The organism is Stenotrophomonas sp. AS012628, from assembly GCF_010608305.1.
Taxonomy (GTDB): domain Bacteria; phylum Pseudomonadota; class Gammaproteobacteria; order Xanthomonadales; family Xanthomonadaceae; genus Stenotrophomonas; species Stenotrophomonas geniculata.
In genome coordinates, this window is the sequence record NZ_VMBJ01000063.1 from 1 (window position 1) to 20,340 (window position 20,340).

Here is a 20,340-nt window from a genome sequence, read left to right on the forward strand (position 1 = left end):
GCGTCCAGCTTCTCCAGGGTGTCGGCGGCACCGGCCACCAGCTTGCGCGGCAGCTCGCCGTGGTCGGCGTCCAGCTTCTCCAGCAGGTCCGGCGAAATCGTCAGGCGGTCGCAGCCGGCCAGCGCTTCGATCTGCGCGGTCGAACGGAAGGAGGCACCCATCACCACCGTCGACGAACCGCGACGCTTGAATTCGGCATACACGCCACGCACGAACTTCACGCCCGGGTCTTCGTCGATGCTGGCCGGGGTCTGGCCGTTGGCCACGTACCAATCGAGGATGCGGCCGACGAACGGCGAGATCAGGAACGCGCCGGCTTCGCTGCAGGCCAGCGCCTGGGTCGGGTTGAAGATCAGGGTCAGGTTGCAGTCGATACCCTCGGCCTGCAGGATGCGCGCGGCTTCCACGCCTTCCCAGGTCGCGGCGATCTTGATCAGGATCTTCTCGCGCGGCACGTCTGCATCAGCGTACATCTGGATGAACTGGCGGGCCTTGGCCACGGTGGCGGCGGTGTCGTAAGCCTGGTCGGCATCCACTTCGGTGGACACGCGGCCCGGCACCAGCGTGCTCAGCAGCGCGCCGACGCCGATGGTCAGGCGGTCGGCCACGGCATGCACCACGGCTTCGCGGTCGCCACTCTGCTGGCGGCCCCAGGCCAGTTCGCGTTCGATCAGCTCGGCGTAGACCGGCAGGTCCAGCGCCTTCTTCACCAGGGTCGGGTTGGTGGTGCAGTCCACCGGCTGCAGGCGCTTGATGGCGTCGTAGTCACCGGTATCGGCAACGACCACGGACAGTTCGCGCAGCTGGGACAGTTTGGACGGGGTACTCATTACGGCTCCTGGTGCAGGGGGATCGAATCGCGCGCGGTGCGCAGCGGTAATCAGGGGCGGTCGTTGTGGACCGCGGTCACGCGCAGGCGCAGCTTGCGGCCGCCGGGCGCGTTCCAGTCGATGCTCTGGCCGATCGAAAGGCCGAGCAGGGCACTGCCGACCGGGGCCAGCACGGAAACCTTGCCTTCATCGACGTTGGCTTCGCGGGGGAAGACCAGGGTCAGGACGTGCTTCTCGCCCGAGACTTCATCTTCGCACTCCACGCGCGAATGCATCATGACGATGCCTTCGGGAATCTGGTCCGGTGCCAGCACGGTGGCACGGTTGAGTTCTTCAGCAAGCGCGAGCGCGGCAGGCGTCTGGCTCAGCGCAGGGGATTCGAGCATGGCGTCCAGGCGGTCCATGTCGAAGGTGGAAACGGTGATCGACGGCGGCAGGCCGCTGGCGGTACTCATGGTGAAGCTCCTTGGTTGAAAGCCATGCAAAAGGCGGCACCTGCTGGCGCCGCCTGTCTGTATTGTGGGGACAAATGCGGCCGGAATCGACTCCTGCCGATTCCAGGCCGGTACTGCGGGGGCTCAGCCGTTCAGCGCGGGGCCGGGCAGGGCGGCAGTGTCGCCGGCGGTGTTGACCGCCTCCAGGGTGAACAGCGCCTGCGGCAGGCGCTTGAACTGGTCGGCCAGCTCCATCAGGAAGTCGTTCATGGCCGAGCTGCGGCGCCAGATCATGGCGATGCGGCGGCTGGGACGGCCTTCGCCGGTGAAATCGAGCAGGCGGATGTTGTTCGAGCGCGGGACCGGCGGTTGCACCGACAGGCTCGGCAGCAGGGTGATGCCGACGTCGGCGGCAACCATCTGCCGCAGCGTCTCCAGGCTGGTGGCGCGGAACTCGGACTTCTCGTTGGCGCCGAACAGGCGGCAGACTTCCAGTGCCTGGTCGCGCAGGCAATGCCCGTCTTCCAGCAGCAGCAGCTTCTGCGTGGCCAGTTCCTGCACGTCCAGGTGTTCGCGACGGGCCAGCGGGTGGCGCCCGGAAACAGCCAGCAGGAACGGTTCTTCGAACAGGAACTCGGCGTGCAGCTGGTCGTCGATCACCGGCAGGGCCAGCAGCGCAGCATCGAGTTTGCCTTCGCGCAGGCGGTCGAGCAGCACATCGCTCTTTTCCTCGACCAGCAGCAGTTCCAGCTCCGGGAAGCGATCGCGGATGCGCGGGATCACATGCGGCAGCAGGTACGGGCCCAGGGTCGGGAAGATCCCCAGGCGCACCGTACCGGCTTCCGGGTCGCGGCTGCGTCGCGCCGCTTCCTTCAGCTGTTCCACTTCGGACACGATCACCCGCGCCCGCGCGGCAGCCTCCTGGCCGGCCGGGGTCAGCATCACCTTGCGCGGTGCGCGTTCCACCAGCGGCAGGCCCAGCTCTTCTTCCAGCTTGCGGATCTGCGTGGACAGCGTTGGCTGGCTGACGAAGCAGGAGGCGGCAGCCCGGCCGAAATGCTTGTGGTCGGCCAGGGCTACCAGGTACTTCAGATCACGTAGGTTCATCCTTACACCCCAGGGGTAACGGACCGGCTGACGGCGTGGTTACCCGACAGGCAGACAATGTTCCCGGTGATCTGGGAACGGTGGATCAGGCCGCTTCAGCAACGGCACCGCTGCTGCTGCTCACCGACGAGCGGATCAGGTGGTCGAACGCGCTCAGTGCGGCGGTCGAACCGGCGCCCATGGCGATGATGATCTGCTTGTAGGGTACCGTCGTGCAATCGCCAGCAGCGAACACACCCGGCAGGTTGGTCTGGCCGCGGTCGTCGATGACGACCTCGCCACGCGGCGACAGCGCCACGGTGTCCTTCAGCCACTCGGTGTTGGGCAGCAGGCCGATCTGCACGAAGATGCCTTCCAGCTCGACGCGGTGGGCGTCGCCGCCGACGCGGTCCTTGTAGACCAGGCCGGTGACACGGCTGCCGTCGCCCAGCACCTCGGTGGTCTGCGCGCTGGTCAGCACGGTGACGTTGGCCAGGCTGCGCAGCTTCTTCTGCAGTACTTCATCGGCGCGCAGGCTGGAATCGAATTCCAGCAGGGTCACATGCGACACGATGCCGGCCAGATCGATGGCCGCTTCCACGCCGGAGTTGCCGCCGCCGATCACTGCCACGCGCTTGCCCTTGAACAGCGGGCCATCGCAATGCGGGCAGTAGGCCACGCCCTTGTTGCGGTACTGGTCCTCGCCCGGCACGTTCATCTGCCGCCAGCGTGCGCCGGTGGACAGGATCACCGAACGCGACTTCAGCACCGCGCCGTTCTCCAGCTGCACCTGCACCAGGCCGTCTTCACCGGCCGGCACCAGCGCGCTGGCGCGCTGCAGGTTCATGATGTCCACCTCGTACTCGCGCACGTGCTGTTCCAGCGCCGTGGCCAGCTTCGGGCCTTCGGTCTCCTTCACCGAAATGAAGTTCTCGATCGCCATGGTGTCCAGCACCTGGCCACCGAAACGCTCGGCGGCGATGCCGGTGCGGATGCCCTTGCGTGCGGCGTAGATCGCTGCTGCCGCACCAGCCGGGCCACCGCCCACCACCAGCACGTCGAAGGCGTCCTTGGCGGCGATTTTCTCGGCATCGCGCTTGCTGGCGTTGGTGTCCAGCTTGGCCACGATCTGCTCGAGGGTCATGCGGCCCTGGTCGAAGACTTCACCGTTGAGGTACACGGTCGGCACCGACATGATCTCGCGCTTCTCGACTTCGTCCTGGAACAGGGCACCATCGATGGCCACGTGCTGGATGCGCGGGTTGAGCACGGCGGCCAGGTTCAGCGCCTGCACCACGTCCGGGCAGTTCTGGCAGGACAGCGAGAAGTAGGTTTCAAACTTGTACTCGCCTTCCAGGTTCTGCACTTGCTCGATCAGCTCGGCAGTGGCCTTGGAGGGGTGGCCGCCCACCTGCAACAGCGCCAGCACCAGCGAGGTGAACTCGTGGCCCATCGGCAGGCCGGCGAAGGTCAGGTGGATGTCCTGGCCCGGGGTGCCCAGGTCGAAGGACGGCACGCGGCCCTGGCCGTCACGCAGCACCTGCAGCGAGATCTTGTCCGACAGGCTTTCCAGGGTCTGCAGCAGTTCCAGCATTTCCTGCGACTTGGCGCCGTCGTCGGCGTGCGCGGTGATCTGGATCGGGCGGGTCACGCGCTCCAGATAGGTCTTCAGCTGCGACTGCAGGTTGGCGTCCAACATCGGGTCATCTCCTGGCTTCAGGCAAACAGGGGGCGTGGCACCGCTGTAGAAGGTAGCGGACCAGCAGGGGGTAGGGGTGAACCCAAGACAGCGACCGTGGAAGGGGCTGGTTGGCCAAGGCTGGCGCGCGTTGGCTGTCTTGGGTTCACCCCCACGCCGGCGGGGGGACCGGCACGGGGATGAAAGGCGCGCCGTGGCGTGGGGCCACGGCAGGCCGGTACTGCGTTAGATCTTGCCGACCAGGTCCAGCGACGGGGTCAGGGTCTTCTCGCCTTCCTTCCACTTGGCCGGGCAGACCTGGTTCGGGTTGGCGGCGGTGAACTGGGCAGCCTTCAGCTTGCGCAGGGTCTCGGACACGTCACGGGCGATCTCGTTGGAGTGGATCTCCAGGGTCTTGATCACGCCTTCCGGGTTGATGATGAAGGTGCCGCGCAGGGCCAGGCCTTCTTCCGGAATGTGCACGCCGAAGGCATTGGTGAGCTGGTGGGTCGGGTCGCCGACCAGCGGGAACTGGGCCTTGCCGACGGCCGGCGAGGTTTCGTGCCACACCTTGTGCGAGAAGTGGGTGTCGGTGGTGACGATGTAGACCTCGGCGCCGGCCTTCTTGAACTCGGCGTAATGGTCAGCCGCGTCCTCGATCTCGGTCGGGCAGTTGAAGGTGAAGGCGGCCGGCATGAAGATCAGGACGGACCACTGGCCCTTCAGGCTGGCGTCGGAAACCTTGATGAACTCGCCATTGTGGTAAGCGTTGGCTTCGAACGGCTGGATCTGGGTGTTGATCAGGGACATCGTTTTTCCTCTGGTGAAGGGGAGTGGGTGAATCGACAGGAGCTAGGCTACCGATTCGCTCGCGATAAGAACAATCCATTGATTGCATCTATTTGATAGATGGAGTCTATCAAAGTGCCATGAGCCAGCACTGAACCATGCCGCTCCCATCCTGCAACTGCTTGTGTGACAAGGAAAATCGCCCGGGATGTGTGGAGAGGGCTGATAGCCCCTCCTTATGTCCTCTGGCGAAACCTGAACGGATTCCAGCTTTTTGTAGCGTCGAGCCATGCTCGACGGTGGACCTGTAGAGCCGAGCCTACGCTCGGCTGTTCCAGAAGTAGCCGAGCATGGGCTCGGCTCTACAATTGAGGCATGTCTTCCCGAACCGAACCCACCCTGCGCCAGATCGTGGCCGAGGCCAGCGCCCGCCTGGGCGGCATCGACGCCCGCCACGAGGCCGAACTGCTGCTGCTGTACGTACTGGAGCGCCCGCGTAGCTGGCTGTTCGCCCATGCCACCGATCCGCTGGCCGCTGCCGAACAGGCCACCTTCGAAGCACTGCTGGCCCGCCGCGTGGCCGGTGAGCCGGTGGCCTACCTGACCGGCCGCCGCGGTTTCTGGACGCTGGACCTGGAGGTCGACCCGGCCACGCTGATTCCGCGCCCGGAAACCGAGCTGCTGGTGGAACTGGCGCTCGAGCGCCTGCCGGCCAATCGCGACCTGCAGGTGGCCGACCTCGGCACCGGCAGCGGTGCGATCGCCTTGGCGCTGGCCAGCGAGCGGCCGCAGGCGCAGGTGCTGGCCACCGATGCCAGCCTGGGCGCGCTGGCCGTGGCCAGGCGCAACGCCGCGCGCCATGAACTGCGCAACGTGCGCTTCGCCGAGGGCGGGCACGACTGGTATGCGCCGCTGCAGGGCGCGCGTTTCGACCTGATTGCCAGCAACCCACCGTACATCGCCAGCGACGACCCGCACCTGGAACAGGGTGACCTGCGCTTCGAACCGGCCACCGCGCTGGCCTCGGGTCCGGATGGCCTGGATGACATCCGCCGCATCGTCGACGGTGGCCAGGCCCACCTGCTGCCTGATGGTTGGCTGCTGATCGAGCACGGTTGGGACCAGGGCGAGGCGATCCGCGCGCTGTTCGACGCGGCGGGTTTTGTCGAGGTGCAGACCGTGCAGGACCTGGAGCAGCGCGACCGCATCACCCTGGGCCGGCGTCCGGCCTAGAATGGAGGTTCTCCTGCCCCGGCAGGGCATCACCCTGGAGCTGCACGCATGCGTACGCTGTACCCCGCCATCACCCCCTACGACGTCGGCACCCTGAAGGTCGACGATCGCCACACCCTGTACTTCGAACAGTGCGGCAACCCGGACGGCAAGCCGGTGGTGATGCTGCACGGTGGCCCGGGCGGCGGCTGCAGCGACAAGATGCGCCAGTTCCACGACCCGTCCAAGTACCGCATCATCCTGTTCGACCAGCGCGGTGCCGGCCGTTCCACCCCGCACGCGGACCTGGTGGACAACACCACCTGGGACCTCGTTGCCGATATCGAGAAGCTGCGCGAACACCTCAAGGTCGATCGCTGGCAGGTGTTCGGTGGCAGCTGGGGTTCGACCCTGGCCCTGGCTTATGCCGAGACCCATCCGCAGCGCGTGACCGAACTGGTCCTGCGCGGCATCTTCATGCTGCGTCGCTGGGAACTGGAGTGGTTCTACCAGGAAGGCGCCAACCGTCTGTTCCCGGATGCGTGGGAGCATTACCTCAAGCCGATTCCGCCGGTGGAACGTCATGACCTGATCTCGGCCTTCCACCGCCGCCTGACCAGCGACGACGAAACCACCCGCCTGGAAGCGGCCAAGGCGTGGGCGGTGTGGGAAGGCGCGACCAGCTTCCTGCATGTCGATGATGACTTCATCAACAGCCACGAAGACCCGCATTTCGCGCTGGCGTTTGCCCGCATCGAGAACCACTACTTCGTCAACGGCGGCTTCTTCGAGGTGGAAGACCAGCTGCTGCGCGACGCACACCGCATTGCCGATATTCCGGGCGTGATCGTGCACGGCCGCTACGACGTGGTCTGCCCGCTGGCCAACGCCTGGGACCTGACCAAGGTATGGCCGAAGGCGAAGCTGGAAATCACCCCGGCCTCGGGTCATTCGGCGTTCGAAGCCGAGAACGTGGATGCGCTGGTACGCGCCACCGATAGCTTTGCCTGATCGGTAGTGCCGGCCGCTGGCCGGCAACCGGGAAAGGGTTGGATCGCGCAGACGCCGGCCAGCGGCCGGCGCTACCAGTCCCCGGCCAACAACGCGTCGGCCAGTACCTGCAGCTTCGGCGAATGCTGGCGCGACGGCGGGTAGATCAACGACAGTTCGCGGCTGCGGCCCTCGAAGGGCTGCAGCACGCGCTGCAGGCGGCCGTCGGCCAACGCATCGGCCACCGCGAAATCCATCACCTGCACGATGCCGATACCGGCGATGGCCGCTTCCACCAGCGGATCGCCGCTGTCGAACACCATCCGCGTCGGTGGCGTGACCTCACGCAGTTGCCCGTCCTGCAGGAACTGCCAGTCCACCAGCCGGCCACTGCGCAGGTTGCGCACCGCCAGGCAGGCGTGATCCTGCAGCGCGGCTACATCGCCCGGTGCGCCACAGCGGGCCAGATAGGCGGGGCTGGCCACCGTCACCCAGCGCAGCGGCCGCAAGGGCCGCGCGACGATGCGCTGGTCGGCGATAACGCCGGTGCGCAGCGCGGCATCGAAACCTTCTTCAACCAGATCGACAAGGCGGTCGCTGAGCACCGCTTCCACCTGCAACTGCGGATGCTGTTGCAGCAACGGCGCCAGCATCGGCACCAGCACCTTGCGGCCAAACATCGACGGCGCGCTGATCTTCAACGTGCCCGAAGGCGTGCATGGGCGGTCGGCCAGTTGCCGCTCGGCATCGTCCAGGCCGGCCAGCAGGGGGGCCACCTGTTCCACGAACTGGCGGCCATCCGGGGTCAGCGCCACGTTGCGGGTATTCCGCTGCAGCAGCTTCACCCCCAGCGTGGCCTCCAGCCGGCCGATCGCGCGGGACAGGCCGGACTGGCTCAGGCCGAGCTGGCCGGCGGCCACCGTGAAGCTGCGTGCTTCGGCGACCTGCACCAGCATGCGCACCGCATTGAGGTCCATCGAGGCTCCATTCATGCTGAAAATCATGACAGATATGGGTGGCAGGGGGTTTATTGAGTTGTCCGCATCAATGAGACTGCGCTCCCCCCACCGCTCCAACCCGCCGATGCCTCCCCTCAAATACCCGCGCCGGGCGCTGACCCTGTTGGCCACCGCGCAGCTGATCATCGCCCTGGACGCCACCATCATCTTCGTCGCCCTGCACGACATGGGCCGCGCGTTGCAGATCAACGCGCAGCAGTTGCAATGGGTGGTCAGTGCCTACACCGTCGCCTTCGGCGGCAGCCTGCTGCTGGGTGGCCGCGCCGCCGACCTGATCGGCCGCCGCCGTTTCTACCGGCTGGGCATGCTGCTGTTCGCACTGGCGTCGTTGCTCGGTGCGCTGGCGCCGAATGCCACCCTGCTGATCATTGCGCGTGCCGCACAGGGCGTCGGTGCGGCGCTGCTGTTCCCGGCCACGCTGGCATTGATCAACACGCTGTACGCCGAAGGCCCGGTGCGCAACCGCGCGCTGGCGATCTGGAGCATGGCCAGCGCGGTGGGCCTGGCGTTGGGCACGCTGCTCGGTGGCGTGCTGACCCAGGCGTTCGGCTGGCCGGCGGTGCTGGCGGTAATCGTGCCGCTGGCCACCGCATGTGCGGTCGCTGCCGGTGCGTGGTTGCCGGCCGATGGCCCATGGGTGCAGGGGCGCTCCTTCGACTTGGCCGGCTGCCTCACCGTCACCGCTGGCGGCAGCCTGCTGGTCACCACCCTGGTGCAAGGGCCGGAGTGGGGCTGGACGGCGCCGGCCACGCTCATCTGCCTGCTGCTTTCAGCGGTACTGCTGACCGTGTTCGTGCGGATCGAGAAGCGCAGCCGTGATCCGCTGATGCAGTTTTCGCTGCTGCGCCTGCCCGGCCTGCGCGCGGCACTGGGCCTGACCTTTGCCTTCATGAGCAGCTACGGCGTGCAGTACTACTTCCTGGCGCTGTACTTCCAGGATGGCTATGGCTGGAGCCCGCTGCAGGCTGGCATGGCGTTCCTGCTGCCGACGCTGGTGTGCACCTTCGGCATCCGTATTGCCGAACGCATGCTGCGGCGCCGTTCGCCACGGCAGGTGCTGGCCCGGGGCTTCGCCGCCGGTGCCATCGGCATCGCCACGGTGGCGCTGGCAATGCCGCATGGCGCCGGCTACTGGCCGCTGCTGCCGGGCATCGTGGTGCTCAGCATCGGCCAGGGCATGAGCTGGACGGCGATGTGGATCGTGGCCGGGCAGGGTGTGCCGGGACCGCAGCAAGGTGTCGCGTCCGGCATGGCGGCCACCGCCCAGCAGATCGGCGGCGCCTTGGGATTGGCGGTACTGGTGATGATCGCCAACGCCGCGCGCGGCACGCAGGCAGCAACCAGTCCCGATGCCCTGCAGGGCATGGTCAATGCACAGTACGGCGCCGCGCTGTTCGCCGCGCTCGGCGTGGTGATCGCGCTGGGCCTGCGCCCGGCGCCGGTAGACTCGGCAGCGACCGCCTGCCTGAGCACCGACGCATGATCGAACTGCTGGACCTGCGACAGACCCTGCATGCCTTCGCCGCCTGCAACGATGATGATGAGGTGTACGGTTCCTTCGGTTGGGTGCACGCCACCGAGGGCGATCTGCTGCAGGCGCGCTTCTGGTTGCCACCCGATGAGGATGCCGCCTTCGATGAGGACAGCGAGGTCCCGGCTGAAGCGCGCGCGCTGGGCCTGGGCACGTTTCTGGAACCTGCGACGTTTGCGGATGTGCTCGACGTGCAGAAGCGGCAACGCCCGCTGTCGTCGCTGCGGGACTACGCACAGGCGCTGGCATACTACGCCGAGTACGACGCGTTCCAGCAGGTCGAGGGTATCGACGAGGCCCTGGGCGAAGCGGAAGCTGCGGAACAGGTGGCTGCGCGCGCGGCGGGTGTGGGCACAGGCATCTTCGCGTCCTTCGATATGGCATTGAACGCGTGCCCGGAGGCGCAGATCAAAGCGGCGGCGCAGCGCGTGGCGCGCCTTCTGGAGATTCCGGTGGGCGATGCATTGGCGCGTTGCCGCGCGTTGCCGCTGGTGCTGGGTAAAGCGCTGGATCGTCGCCGCGCGCAGGCGATCAAGGATGACTTCGATGTCATCGGCGCGACGCTGCAGGTGCAGGGTTTCAAACCGTTCCCGTGGATGGACGCGCCTACGCTGCGGTAGCGCCGGGCCATGCCCGGCGGCATTCCGTTGCGCCGCCGCGATGCGGCTCGCCGGGCGTGGCCCGGCGCTACCGAGCTTCGGTCGGGTGGATGACGTTCAACCAAACGCCAGCAACTGCGGCTGCAATGCGCTGAAGATCCGCGCCAGCCGCTCCGCCCACGCCTGCTGCCCGGCCACGTCGGCAATCAGGTCCTGGCGGATCTCCAGCTCCACGTGCACCAGGCCACGGCCTTCGCCATGCACCGGCACCGCATAGTCACTGGTACTGCTGACCGAATACGGCTCATTGTCACCCACCACCAGGTCGCCCTCGTCGCGCAGTGCCTGCAGCAGCGCATGGGCAAAACGCGTGTCCTGGTGGTACAGCACGCCGGCATGCCACGGCCGCTGCATGCCGTTCATCGCCGGAGTGAAGCTGTGCATCATCACCAGCAGCGTGGGGCGGCCGGCATCACGGCGTGCATCAAGCTCGGCGTCGATGCGCGCATGGTAGGGCGCATGGATCGCATCGATACGCTGCTGCCGCTGCGCCGCCGACAACCCGGCATTGCCCGGCACCACGGTGTGGTCGCTCACTTCCGGAATCAGCGTCGGCGAGGCCAGCGGACGGTTGCAGTCGATCAGCAGGCGCGAATAGGTCTGTTCGATCGCCCAGGCGTCCAGCCGTTCGGCCAGTGCGCGGGTGGTGCCGGCAATGCCGATGTCCCAGCCGATATGGCGGTCCAACTCGGCCTGCGCCAGGCCAAGGCCTTCCAATGCTCGCGGCACCTGCTGGCCGGCGTGGTCGGCCAGCAGCAGGTACGGTGAGGCGCCCTGCGGCCGGTGGAGGGTGTAGATCGCCGGGTCGTCGGCGCCCAGCAGCGCCGGCAGCGCATGCAGGTCGGCGTCAGCCACGCGGGCGTCCGTCCAGGTGGTGCTCGATCATCCACAGCCCGGCCCAGAGCTTGGCATCCAGCTCGTAGCCTTCGCCCATCTTCTGTACCAGCCAGGCCGCAGCCTCACTGCGCGGAATCTCGTGCACGGTGATGTCCTCGCTGTCATCGCCGCCGCCTTCGCCGATCCGGCGCAGGCCGGTAGCGCGCACGAAGGCGATCTTCTCGCTGCTGGCGCCGGAAGATGTCGGGCCGATCATCAGCACTTCGGCGTGGTCGGCGGTCCAGCCGGTTTCTTCTTCCAGCTCGCGAACGGCCGAAACTTCGATTGATTCGCCGGCGTGGATGTCGCCGACCAGGCCGGCCGGCATCTCGATGGTGGGGGCCTGCAGCGGCACGCGGAACTGCTCGACGAACAGCACTTTGTCCTCGGGGGTGACGGCGATGATGATCGCTGCCAGGCCGCCGGCATGGGTGCGTTCGCTGTACTCCCAGGTGCCGCGCACCAGCATGCGCTGGTACTTGCCTTCATAGACGACACGCGGGGCTTCGGTGTTGCGCTGGCTCATGCGGGCTCGCTGTGGGTGGGAAGAATGTCGGGTACGCCGGCGGCATCGAACAGCCGACGGCGGGTCATCGGGCCGAAGCGCAGGGCCTGGCACAGGCCACCGAGCAGCTCCGGGTCGGCCGCCTGGCGCAGCAGGCCGGGCTGGCTGCCTTCCAGAGGTGCGTCCAGCGCGATGGTGGTCAGCTGGCGCCAGAGCAGGGCGTGCTCGCGCTGTTCGCGCAGGCGCACGGCCATCTGCGCGGCACCGCGCAGGCGCAGGAACGGCACTTCGTCCAGGCGTTCGTACAGCGCATCCATGCTGCCGAAATGGGCCAGCAGCACGGCGGCGGACTTGCTGCCGACACCACTGACGCCGGGAATGTTGTCCACCGCATCGCCGCACAGTGCCAGGTAGTCGGCAATCTGGTGGGCGTGCACGCCGTGCCGCGCCTTAACTCCGGCCACGTCCCAGCGCTGGTTGCGGGCGTAGTCCCACTGCTCGTCGTGATCCAGCAGCAGCTGCGAGAGGTCCTTGTCGGCGGAAATGATCACCCCGCGGTGGCTGCCACGGTGGACGTGCAGCGCGCTGCCGATCAGGTCATCGGCCTCGTATTCGTGGTGGGCCAGCACTGCAAGGCCCAACGCCGCGCACAGCGCCTTGCAGTGCACGAACTGGCGCTTGAGCGCCTCCGGCGCCGGGTCGCGGTTGGCCTTGTAGGCCGGATACAGGCGGTGGCGGAAGCCACTGTCCAGTGCTTCGTCGAAGGCGATGGCGATGTGCCGCGGGCGCTCGCGCTCGAGCAGGTCCAGCAGGAAGCGGGCGAAGCCGTGCACCGCGTTGGTCGGCCAGCCCTGCGCGTCCTGGAACTGGTCCGGCAGCGAGTGCCAGGCGCGGAACACGTAGATGCTGGCGTCGACCAGGTACAGCGAGGGCGGCGCTGCCGGCAGGCTCATGCCGGCGGCGTCCAGTCACGCAGCAGGGCCGCCGGATCGGGGCGCTCGCGTTCGGGGACGGCGGCCTTCGGCGTGCCGATATGGATGAAACCGGCGATGCCTTCGCCCTCGGACAGCCCCAGATAGGCCTGCACGGCCGGGTCGAAGGCCATCCATGCGGTCAGCCACTGCGCACCGAAGCCCAGCGCCTGCGCGGCCTGCAGCAGGGCGAAGCAGACGCAGCCGGCGGTCATCAGCTGTTCCTGTTCGGGCACTTTCGGGTCCGGACGCGGACTGGCCACCACCACGATCACCAGCGGCGCATGGCTGAAACGCTGGCGGTCCTTTTCGAATACCGCCTCACCGGCATGCGGGTCGCGCTGGCGGCTGCGCTCGGCCAGGAAGTCGCCCAGAGTGTGACGTGCATCGCCGGCGATCTTCAGGAAGCGGAACGGTACGCGCTTGCCGTGGTCGGGCACGCGCACGGCCGAGGCCAGCATGCGCTGCAGGGTGGCCGGATCCGGTCCGGGCTCGCCCAGTTGCCGCGAGGGCACCGAGCGGCGGGCATCCAGGGCAAGCAGGGCAGCGGGGTCGGGCATGGAATCTGAACCGGTCATCACGGGTGTTTGATTATAGTCGGGGTGGTCAATGACGCCGTCTGTGTCGCGTCTCGCCCCTGAATATCAAACTGTGATGAACATCATGCCACTGGCGGGAAAGGGACGACCGCTTCCTCTCGCCTCGTGGGCCTCGCACGGCTTACGATATCTATCTTGCCGGGCCGCCGGTCATGAGGTTTGAAGTGAGGACTGTTTCACTGTCCGTGACGGGCTGGCCGACCTACCATCGACGTACCGGTACATGGGGTGTGCCGGTCGTCGCGATGTCCATGCTGTCTGTCGTATCAGAGAAGGTGGGGAGCCTTCCCGAATGATGAGCGCGCCCACTCCGATGGGGTCGCCGGGCCGTGACCCGGTCCAGCTTCAGCGTGCCCGGGACATGGTCCTGCCGGCGCTGTGCCAGGCTTTCGGGGCCGCACTGGCGCGTTTCGACGATGCACTGTTCGACCGGGCCGGCAATGCAGGCTCGTCGCAGCTGCTGTTCCTGGATGCGATGCGCGAGCTGCGCCGCCGCCGTGAGGACATCGCCGCCGCCTTTGCCGGCCACCTGCAGCGGGCCTGGGATGCACTGGCCAGTGGCGAGCCGCTGTCGGCCGAAGCCACCCTGTCCGGACCGGCCGAGGATGGCCTGAGCCTGCTGGCTGAACATGTACTGGAGTCGAGGCTGGCGGTGCGCAATTTCGCCACCGTGCTGCTGCGCGACTTCAAGCCGGTGCTGGCGCGGCTGGACCGGCGCCTGGGCCGCTTGATCGGCGGCGCCGAGCTGGATGCCGACCACAATCCGGTCAGCCCCGAGCACCTGGGTGTGGCCATCCATGAGGCCTTTGCCGGCTGCGAGCTGGCGCCGGAAGTGCACCTGGTGCTGATCAAGCTGTGCGAACGCGACCTGCGCGCGCCGGTGGGCCGCATCTACGAGAAGCTGGACGAGCAGCTGGCCGCCGCTGGCGTGATGTCGCAGATGGGGGCGCCGCGGCGTCCGCTGTCGGCCGCGCCCGACCCGCGCATGGCGCCGGGGGCGGACGATCTGGTCGAGCCGCGCCACGCGGCGGGCTTCGAATCCGAATTCAGCGATGATGAACAGGCCGCGCCGGCCTGGGCGCAGCGGTTCGCCGCGCGCTGGTCCGAGCGCCGTGGCCACATGCAGCAGCACCTCGGGGGCGAGGATGCCGGCAGCGGCGAGGCGTATGCCGGCCAGCAGGGGATGTTGCTGGAGGCCCTGCATGAGCTGCTGCAGCAGACCCGCCACGTTCGCGAGGACGCCACCTCGGCCGCGCAGGTCGCGGTTGGCCAGCACCGCCCGTTGAGCCAGCGCGAGATGATGTCGGTGCTGTCGCTGCTGCAGGCCACGCCCAGTGCGACGCTGCGTGCGGCCATCGGCGAGGACGGCGAATCGTTGGCGCAGCGATTGAAGAGTGAAGTGCTGTCCAGCGCCACCCGGCTTGGCGTCGATCCCGGCCAGACCCGGCTGGACCCGCAGGACGAGGATGCGATTGATCTGGTCGGCATGCTGTTCGACGTGATGCTGGACGAACGCGAGCTGGAAGGCCGCTCACGCGAGTTGATCGGCCGCCTGGTGGTGCCCTTCGTCAAGGTGGCGATGCTCGACCGCCGCATGTTCGTGCAGAAGACCCACCCGGCACGCAAGCTGCTCAACTCGCTGGCCGAAGCCTGCGAAGGCAATACCGGCGAAAGCCAGGCCGAGCGCATGCTGATGGCCAAGGTCGAGGAGATCATCGAACGGCTGGTGGCCGAGTTCAACGAGAACCTGGCGATCTTCCTGACCCTGGAAGAAGAATTCCGCGAGTTCCTCGTGCAGCATCGCCGCCGCGTGGAAATCGCCGAGCGTCGCGCCGCCGAAACGCAGCGCGGCCAGGAAAAGCTGGAAATGGCCCGCAGCCGTGCCGGTGCCGAACTGGACCGCCGCATCGGCGATGCCACCCTGCCGCCAGCCATCGCCGAGTTCCTGCGCCAGCCGTGGCAGCACCACCTGACCCTGGCGCTGCTGCGCGAGGGCGAGGAGGGCGCGTCGGTGGCCGAGGCACTGAGCCTGGCTGACGGCCTGCTGGAGGAAGTGGCCGAGGCCCGCCGCCAGATCGTCGGCAAGCCGTGGCTGCAGGCCTGGCAGCCGGTGCTGGCCAAGGTATTTGCCAGTGTCGGCGTGCACGGCGATGCCGCCACCGGTGCCATCGACGCCTTGCATGACACCCTGCAGGGCATTGCTGAATCGCGCCCGGAACTGCAGCGCGCGCTGCCGGAACTGCCGCAGGTTGCCTTGCCGGCGCCGCCGGTGGCTGAATCGCCCGCGGTCGAGCTGGGCGGGCAGATCGACGCCGACGACTTCGACAACGCCGACGCCGACCGCTTCCGCCGCATGGAAATCGGCAACTGGCTGGACTTCGTCGACAAGGACGGCAAGGTGCAGGCCGGCAAGCTGTCCTGGGTCAGCCCGATCTCCTCGCGCCTGCTGTTCGTCAACCGCCGCGGCGTGCGCTTCTGCGTGGCCTCGCCGGAGGAACTGGCGGTGATGGTGCGGCTGGGCCGGCTGCGCGCCCACGTCGACGATGGCGCCTTCGACAGCGCGATGCAGGGTGTGATCGATCGGCTGGACCCGGGCAGCGCCACCCTGCACTGAGCGGTGGCTGCCTGCTAGGATCGGGAAAACTCACCGATCAGCGGGGACCTGCATGGCCGTGGCGTTGCTGGGGATCAAGGAGACCGCGCCGGGCGAACGGCGCGTGGCGTTGACGCCGGAAACCGCGCGCAAGCTCGGTGCCCTCGGCATTACCGTCTGGTACGAGGCTGGCGCCGGCTTGGCCGCAGGCTTCACCGATGCGGCCTATGACGATGCCGGCGCACGTGTGTTCGACGCGGGCCGTTGGGGTGAGATCGATATCCTGTTGTGCGTGCAGGCGCCGCCGGCGTTGGTCCTGGAGCAGCTCAAGCCCGCTGCCAGCGTGGTTGGCCTGCTGGCCCCGGCCAGTGATCCGGCGCTTGCGGCATTGGCCGCTGGCGACCGCCTGCAACTGTTCCCGCTGCAGCAGCTGCCGCGCACCACCCGCGCGCAGGCGATGGACGTGCTCAGTTCGCAGGCCGGCATGGCCGGCTACAAGGCGGCGCTGATCGCGGCCGAACGCGCGCCCCGTTTCTTCCCGATGCTGACCACTGCTGCCGGCACCGTGCGACCGGCCAAGGTGCTGGTGATCGGTGCGGGCGTGGCGGGCCTGCAGGCCATTGCCACTGCCCGGCGTCTTGGTGCGCAGGTGGAAGGCTTCGACGTGCGCCCGGAAACCCGCGAGCAGATCCAGTCGCTGGGCGCGCGCTTTCTCGACCTCGGGGTGAGCGCGGCGGGCGAGGGCGGTTACGCGCGCGCGCTGACCGATGAAGAGCGTGCCGAGCAGCAGCGCCGCCTGGCCGACCACCTGCGTGGTGTGGATGTGGTGATCTGCACCGCTGCGGTACCGGGGCGACCGGCGCCGACGATCGTGACTGCCGCAATGGTGGAAGGCATGGCCACCGGCAGCGTGATCGTGGATCTGGCGGCGGAGAGCGGCGGCAACTGCGCACTGACCCAGCCGGGGCAGTGCATCGAGCATCAGGGCGTGACCATCGATGGCCCGCTGGGCCTGGCCAGCCGCGGTGCAACGCAGGCCAGCGAGATGTATGCGCGCAACCTGCTCAACTTCGTCGCGCTGTTCGTGCGCGAAGGCCAGCTCGGTTTCGACTGGGACGACGAGCTGCTGGCGAAGACGCGCTGGCAGGCGTGAGTCGGTAGCGCCGGGCCATGCCCGGCGAGCGCAGCGGTATGCGGAAATCCGCCGGGCATGGCCCGGCGCTACCGAAGCGGAGGCGTTACCGCGGCTTCGCCGGCGGCGGGTTCTCGCGCACCCAGTCCTTGCGTTGTTCCGGCGTCATCTGCGACCAGCGCTCGCGCAGTGCGTCGCGCTGCGCGGGCGGCAGATCCCGCATCTGGCCGAACAGGGCCCGGGCCTGCTCACGCTGTTCCGGGCTCATGTGCTCGAAGCGGCGCAGGCCACGCCGGGCCTTGTCGCGTTCCTCAGGGCTCATCGACTGCCAGCGCTGGCCATGCGAGAGCATGCGCTGGCGCTGGCCGGCATCGGCGCTGTTCCAGCGGTCGCGCAGCGGCGCCAGCAGGGATTCCCGCTGCGCTTCACTCAGCTGTTCCCAAGCCGGCAGCGGTGGGGCCGGCGCGGGGCGTGCGGCAGGGGCGGGCGCGGCGCTCTGCGCCAGTGCCGGGAGGGCCGGCAGCAGCGACAGGGTCAGCAGCAGCGGCAGGAGATTGAATCGGGGCATGGTTCACTCCATCGCCAGGTCGGTATCGCCCAGCCACAGGTACAGATCGGGATTTTCGTCGTAGAGCGCGCTGTTGTCTTCCACCGAGGCAAGCACAGGTGCCGGCGCAGAGCCCGTCAGCGTGCCATGGCCGCTGAACTGCAGGCCGATACCCAGTGCCACCACCAGCGAACAGGCACTGGCCAGCCACCAGCGCCAGCGCCCGCGATGGGCGGCCGTGGCGCCGTGGCGAGCCTGGCGCAGCCGGGCCAGCGTCGCCGGCGACAGCGCGTGCAGCGACTGTGCGTGCAGGCTGCGCAGGGTGTCATCGGAAGGCAGGGAGCGGTTCACGGGTGGATCTCCAGGTAATCCTGCAGCGCCTGGCGGGCGCGTGCCAGATGGGTTTTTACCGCGCCTTCGCTGCAGCCCATGGCGCGGGCGGTGGTGGCCCCGTCCAGGTCCTGCAGCACGCGCAGGGTGAAGGCTTCGCGCTGGCGGGCGGGCAGGCGGCGCAACGCGTCCACCAGCTGCTGGTACTGCTGGCGCTGTTCATGCGCCTGTGCCGGGTCCGGGCCGGGATCGGCCCAATCGATCCCGCCGCCTTCCGCGTCCTGGTTGTCGCGCCAGAACGGCAGGCGGAAGCGGCGCCGGCGCTGCACGTCGATCACGCGCCGGCGCAGGATGCTCCAGAACAGCGGCGCCCATTCGGCCGCCGGCTTGTCGGCGTAGTCCAGCATGCGCAGCAGCGCGTCCTGCACCGCGTCCATGGCGTCTTCGCGCTGGCGCAGGCCGGCCTCGGCGAAGCGGAACGCACGCGGGCCGACGCTGGCCAGGAACGCTTCCAGCGACGCCGGCAGGGCATCGGTCTCGGCGCTCGGGGGGACGGGGCTGCTCACCAGCACAGGGTACGGTTCCTCGCTCGGGGTCACCATCGACAACGCGTGAGCGCGGCTTCGGTTGACGCCGGGCGCGCACCGGGTTCAGCCCATGGTTATGATGGGACGACGAAGACAGAGCAGGAGCGTTGCCAGTGAGTGACGGGTTCGTAGCGCTGTACATCTTCATGCTGGCAGCCATCGCCGGCCACGTGATCATTTCGCGGGTGCCGGTGATCCTGCATACCCCGCTGATGTCGGGCTCCAACTTCATCCACGGCATCGTGCTGATCGGTGCGATGGTGGTGCTGGGGCATGCGCAGACACCGCTGGAGAAAGCGCTGGGCTTCCTCGCCGTGGTGCTCGGTGCCGGCAACGCCGCCGGTGGCTACGTGGTCACCGCGCGCATGCTGGAAATGTTCAAGCCGAGCGCGCCCAAGGGCGGCAAGGACGAGTCGAAGGAGCCGCAGGCTTGAACATCAGCACCGTCGAACTGCTCGATTGGCTGGTCAAGGCCAGCTACCTCGTCGCCGCCACGCTGTTCCTGCTGGGCCTGCAGCGCATGGCCTCGCCGCTGACTGCGCGCAGCGGCATCCGCTGGGCCGGGCTGGGCATGCTGCTGGCCACGGTGGCGACGTTCTTCCTGCCCGAACTGCACAACATGCCGCTGATCCTGGTGGCGCTGCTGCTCGGCGCCGGCCTGGCCTGGTGGTCGGCCGGCAAGGTTGCCATCACCGACATGCCGCAGATGGTGGCGCTGTACAACGGCATGGGCGGTGGCTCGGCGGCGGCGATCGGTGCAGTGGAACTGCTGCGCTACGCCTTCCTGGCCAACCGCGATACCCGCCACTGGAGCGCGCAGGCGCTGGCCGACCTGGCCGCACGGCAGCCGTCGGGCATGGTGCTGCTGCTGGCGGTGGTCGGCGCGGCCATCGGTGCGGTGTCGCTGTCCGGCTCGGTGATCGCCTGGGCCAAGCTGGATGGGCGCCTGGACAAGCGCGTGACCTGGCCCGGCCAGCAGGTGATGAACCTGCTGGTGGCACTGGCGGTGGTGGTGCTGGCGATCATCGCCGCGAGCACGCTCCACACCTGGGCGATCGTCGCCTTCTTCGTGCTGGCACTGGCGCTGGGCGTGCTGATGACGCTGCCGATCGGCGGCGCCGACATGCCGGTGGTGATCTCGCTGTACAACGCCTTCACCGGCCTGGCGGTGTCGTTCGAAGGCTACGTGCTGGGCAATGAGGCATTGATCATCGCCGGCATGATGGTCGGCGCGGCGGGCATCCTGCTGACCCGGCTGATGGCCAAGGCGATGAACCGGCCGATCCGCAACGTGTTGTTCTCCAACTTCGGCGGCGGTGCCGGCGGGGAAGCGCAGGCGATCTCGGGTGCGCAGAAGCCGATTGAAGCATCGGACGTCGCCGCGATGATGGCCTACGCCGAGCGCGTGGTGATCGTGCCAGGCTACGGCATGGCCGTGGCGCAGGCGCAGCACAAGATCTGGGAACTGGCGCAGCGGCTTGGCCAGCGTGGGGTCAAGGTGAAGTTCGCGATCCATCCGGTGGCGGGGCGCATGCCCGGGCACATGAACGTACTGCTGGCCGAGGCGGGCGTGCCCTACGACCTGATCGCCGACATGGACGACATCAACCCGGAGTTCGCCAACACCGACGTGGTGCTGGTGATCGGTGCCAACGACGTGGTCAATCCGGTGGCGCGCACCGACCCGGCCAGCCCGATCTACGGCATGCCCGTGCTGGACGTGGTCAACGCGCGCAACGTGGTGGTGATCAAGCGTGGCAAGGGCACCGGCTTTGCCGGCATCGAGAATGCGCTGTTCTACGCCGACAACACCCGCATGCTGTACGGCGACGGTGCGGAAGCGGCAGCCTCGCTGGTGAGCGAACTGAAGGCGCTCGACGGCGGGCATTGAGGCCGTACCGGTAGCGCCGGGCCATGCCCGGCGGCGTTTCGTGCGGACCGCTGCGCTCGCCGGGCATGGCCCGGCGCTACC

Annotated in this window: 21 protein-coding genes; 8 read left to right on the forward strand and 13 right to left on the reverse strand. The window is 68.0% G+C overall.

Going from position 1 to position 20,340, the window contains the following annotated elements; translation table 11 throughout:
* The 5 genes from G5A07_RS19715 to ahpC all read right to left on the reverse strand — a co-directional run.
* Positions 1 to 830: transaldolase (locus tag G5A07_RS19715; RefSeq protein WP_191863875.1), on the reverse strand; the 830-nt coding region annotated here is incomplete at its 3' end.
* A gap of 50 nt (positions 831 to 880) precedes the next feature.
* A complete protein-coding gene (gene rnk / locus G5A07_RS19720) occupies positions 881 to 1,285 on the reverse strand; it encodes a nucleoside diphosphate kinase regulator (RefSeq protein WP_005408156.1) in 405 nt (134 codons plus the stop codon).
* A gap of 123 nt (positions 1,286 to 1,408) precedes the next feature.
* Entirely contained in the window at positions 1,409 to 2,371 is a 963-nt protein-coding gene (locus G5A07_RS19725) for a LysR substrate-binding domain-containing protein (protein WP_010481807.1), read from the reverse strand.
* An 85-nt stretch (positions 2,372 to 2,456) separates the two neighbouring features.
* On the reverse strand, positions 2,457 to 4,049 hold the full coding sequence (gene ahpF, locus G5A07_RS19730; protein WP_191863876.1) for an alkyl hydroperoxide reductase subunit F: 1,593 nt from the start codon (positions 4,047 to 4,049) through the stop codon (positions 2,457 to 2,459).
* A gap of 225 nt (positions 4,050 to 4,274) precedes the next feature.
* Complete coding sequence (gene ahpC, locus G5A07_RS19735; RefSeq protein ID WP_005408159.1) at positions 4,275 to 4,838, reverse strand: alkyl hydroperoxide reductase subunit C; 564 nt, start codon at positions 4,836 to 4,838, stop codon at positions 4,275 to 4,277.
* Between the two features lie 354 nt (positions 4,839 to 5,192).
* Between ahpC and prmC the strand changes: the two genes are divergently transcribed.
* Together prmC and pip are read left to right on the forward strand one after the other, a co-directional pair.
* Positions 5,193 to 6,050: a peptide chain release factor N(5)-glutamine methyltransferase gene (gene prmC, locus G5A07_RS19740; protein WP_191863877.1), complete on the forward strand. Its 858-nt coding sequence runs from the start codon at positions 5,193 to 5,195 to the stop codon at positions 6,048 to 6,050.
* 48 nt (positions 6,051 to 6,098) lie between these two features.
* A complete protein-coding gene (pip, locus tag G5A07_RS19745; protein WP_021203202.1) occupies positions 6,099 to 7,040 on the forward strand; it encodes a prolyl aminopeptidase in 942 nt (313 codons plus the stop codon).
* 71 nt (positions 7,041 to 7,111) lie between these two features.
* Here pip and G5A07_RS19750 read toward each other — a convergent pair whose 3' ends face one another.
* Positions 7,112 to 7,996 carry a LysR family transcriptional regulator gene (locus G5A07_RS19750; protein ID WP_191863881.1) on the reverse strand — a complete coding sequence of 295 codons (885 nt, stop codon included), beginning with the start codon at positions 7,994 to 7,996 and terminating at the stop codon, positions 7,112 to 7,114.
* Between the two features lie 106 nt (positions 7,997 to 8,102).
* On the opposite strand from G5A07_RS19750, the gene G5A07_RS19755 reads away from it, so the two are divergent.
* On the forward strand, positions 8,103 to 9,521 hold the full coding sequence (locus G5A07_RS19755) for an MFS transporter (protein ID WP_191863878.1): 1,419 nt from the start codon (positions 8,103 to 8,105) through the stop codon (positions 9,519 to 9,521).
* A complete protein-coding gene (locus G5A07_RS19760; RefSeq protein ID WP_191863879.1) occupies positions 9,518 to 10,189 on the forward strand; it encodes a hypothetical protein in 672 nt (223 codons plus the stop codon). The genes G5A07_RS19755 and G5A07_RS19760 overlap by 4 nt, the downstream gene beginning before the upstream one ends.
* Before the next feature lie 96 nt (positions 10,190 to 10,285).
* On the opposite strand, the gene G5A07_RS19765 is transcribed toward G5A07_RS19760, so the two are convergent.
* Genes G5A07_RS19765 through G5A07_RS19780 form a run of 4 tightly spaced genes read right to left on the reverse strand, consistent with a single transcriptional unit; the run spans position 10,286 to position 13,140 of the window.
* Positions 10,286 to 11,083: an N-formylglutamate amidohydrolase gene (locus tag G5A07_RS19765; protein ID WP_043398128.1), complete on the reverse strand. Its 798-nt coding sequence runs from the start codon at positions 11,081 to 11,083 to the stop codon at positions 10,286 to 10,288.
* Positions 11,076 to 11,630: an NUDIX hydrolase gene (locus G5A07_RS19770; protein ID WP_010481791.1), complete on the reverse strand. Its 555-nt coding sequence runs from the start codon at positions 11,628 to 11,630 to the stop codon at positions 11,076 to 11,078. The genes G5A07_RS19765 and G5A07_RS19770 overlap by 8 nt, the downstream gene beginning before the upstream one ends.
* Positions 11,627 to 12,562 (reverse strand): 5'-3' exonuclease H3TH domain-containing protein, encoded by a 936-nt coding sequence (locus tag G5A07_RS19775; RefSeq protein WP_019338109.1) that lies wholly within the window; start codon positions 12,560 to 12,562, stop codon positions 11,627 to 11,629. The genes G5A07_RS19770 and G5A07_RS19775 overlap by 4 nt, the downstream gene beginning before the upstream one ends.
* Positions 12,559 to 13,140 carry a nitroreductase gene (locus G5A07_RS19780; RefSeq protein ID WP_010481787.1) on the reverse strand — a complete coding sequence of 194 codons (582 nt, stop codon included), beginning with the start codon at positions 13,138 to 13,140 and terminating at the stop codon, positions 12,559 to 12,561. Before G5A07_RS19780 ends, G5A07_RS19775 begins: the two co-directional genes overlap by 4 nt.
* 331 nt (positions 13,141 to 13,471) lie before the next feature.
* On the opposite strand from G5A07_RS19780, the gene G5A07_RS19785 reads away from it, so the two are divergent.
* A complete protein-coding gene (locus tag G5A07_RS19785; RefSeq protein WP_049453825.1) occupies positions 13,472 to 15,793 on the forward strand; it encodes a DUF1631 domain-containing protein in 2,322 nt (773 codons plus the stop codon).
* Positions 15,794 to 15,845: 52 nt separating this feature from the next.
* A complete protein-coding gene (locus G5A07_RS19790) occupies positions 15,846 to 16,925 on the forward strand; it encodes an NAD(P) transhydrogenase subunit alpha (protein ID WP_019338112.1) in 1,080 nt (359 codons plus the stop codon).
* An 85-nt stretch (positions 16,926 to 17,010) separates the two neighbouring features.
* Here the strand turns inward: G5A07_RS19790 and G5A07_RS19795 are convergent, their stop codons facing one another.
* The 3 genes from G5A07_RS19795 to G5A07_RS19805 are packed head-to-tail and all read right to left on the reverse strand — an operon-like array spanning position 17,011 to position 18,383.
* Complete coding sequence (locus G5A07_RS19795) at positions 17,011 to 17,472, reverse strand: DUF3106 domain-containing protein (protein ID WP_071306394.1); 462 nt, start codon at positions 17,470 to 17,472, stop codon at positions 17,011 to 17,013.
* 3 nt (positions 17,473 to 17,475) lie between these two features.
* Entirely contained in the window at positions 17,476 to 17,802 is a 327-nt protein-coding gene (locus G5A07_RS19800) for a hypothetical protein (protein ID WP_049408964.1), read from the reverse strand.
* Positions 17,799 to 18,383: an RNA polymerase sigma factor gene (locus tag G5A07_RS19805; RefSeq protein ID WP_019338115.1), complete on the reverse strand. Its 585-nt coding sequence runs from the start codon at positions 18,381 to 18,383 to the stop codon at positions 17,799 to 17,801. The genes G5A07_RS19800 and G5A07_RS19805 overlap by 4 nt, the downstream gene beginning before the upstream one ends.
* A gap of 98 nt (positions 18,384 to 18,481) precedes the next feature.
* Here G5A07_RS19805 and G5A07_RS19810 point away from each other — a divergent pair, with 98 nt between their 5' ends.
* Positions 18,482 to 18,802, forward strand: a complete 321-nt coding sequence (locus G5A07_RS19810) for an NAD(P) transhydrogenase subunit alpha (RefSeq protein ID WP_019338116.1) — start codon at positions 18,482 to 18,484, stop codon at positions 18,800 to 18,802.
* Positions 18,799 to 20,259 carry an NAD(P)(+) transhydrogenase (Re/Si-specific) subunit beta gene (locus G5A07_RS19815; RefSeq protein WP_191863880.1) on the forward strand — a complete coding sequence of 487 codons (1,461 nt, stop codon included), beginning with the start codon at positions 18,799 to 18,801 and terminating at the stop codon, positions 20,257 to 20,259. The genes G5A07_RS19810 and G5A07_RS19815 overlap by 4 nt, the downstream gene beginning before the upstream one ends.
* Positions 20,260 to 20,340: the final 81 nt, after the last annotated feature.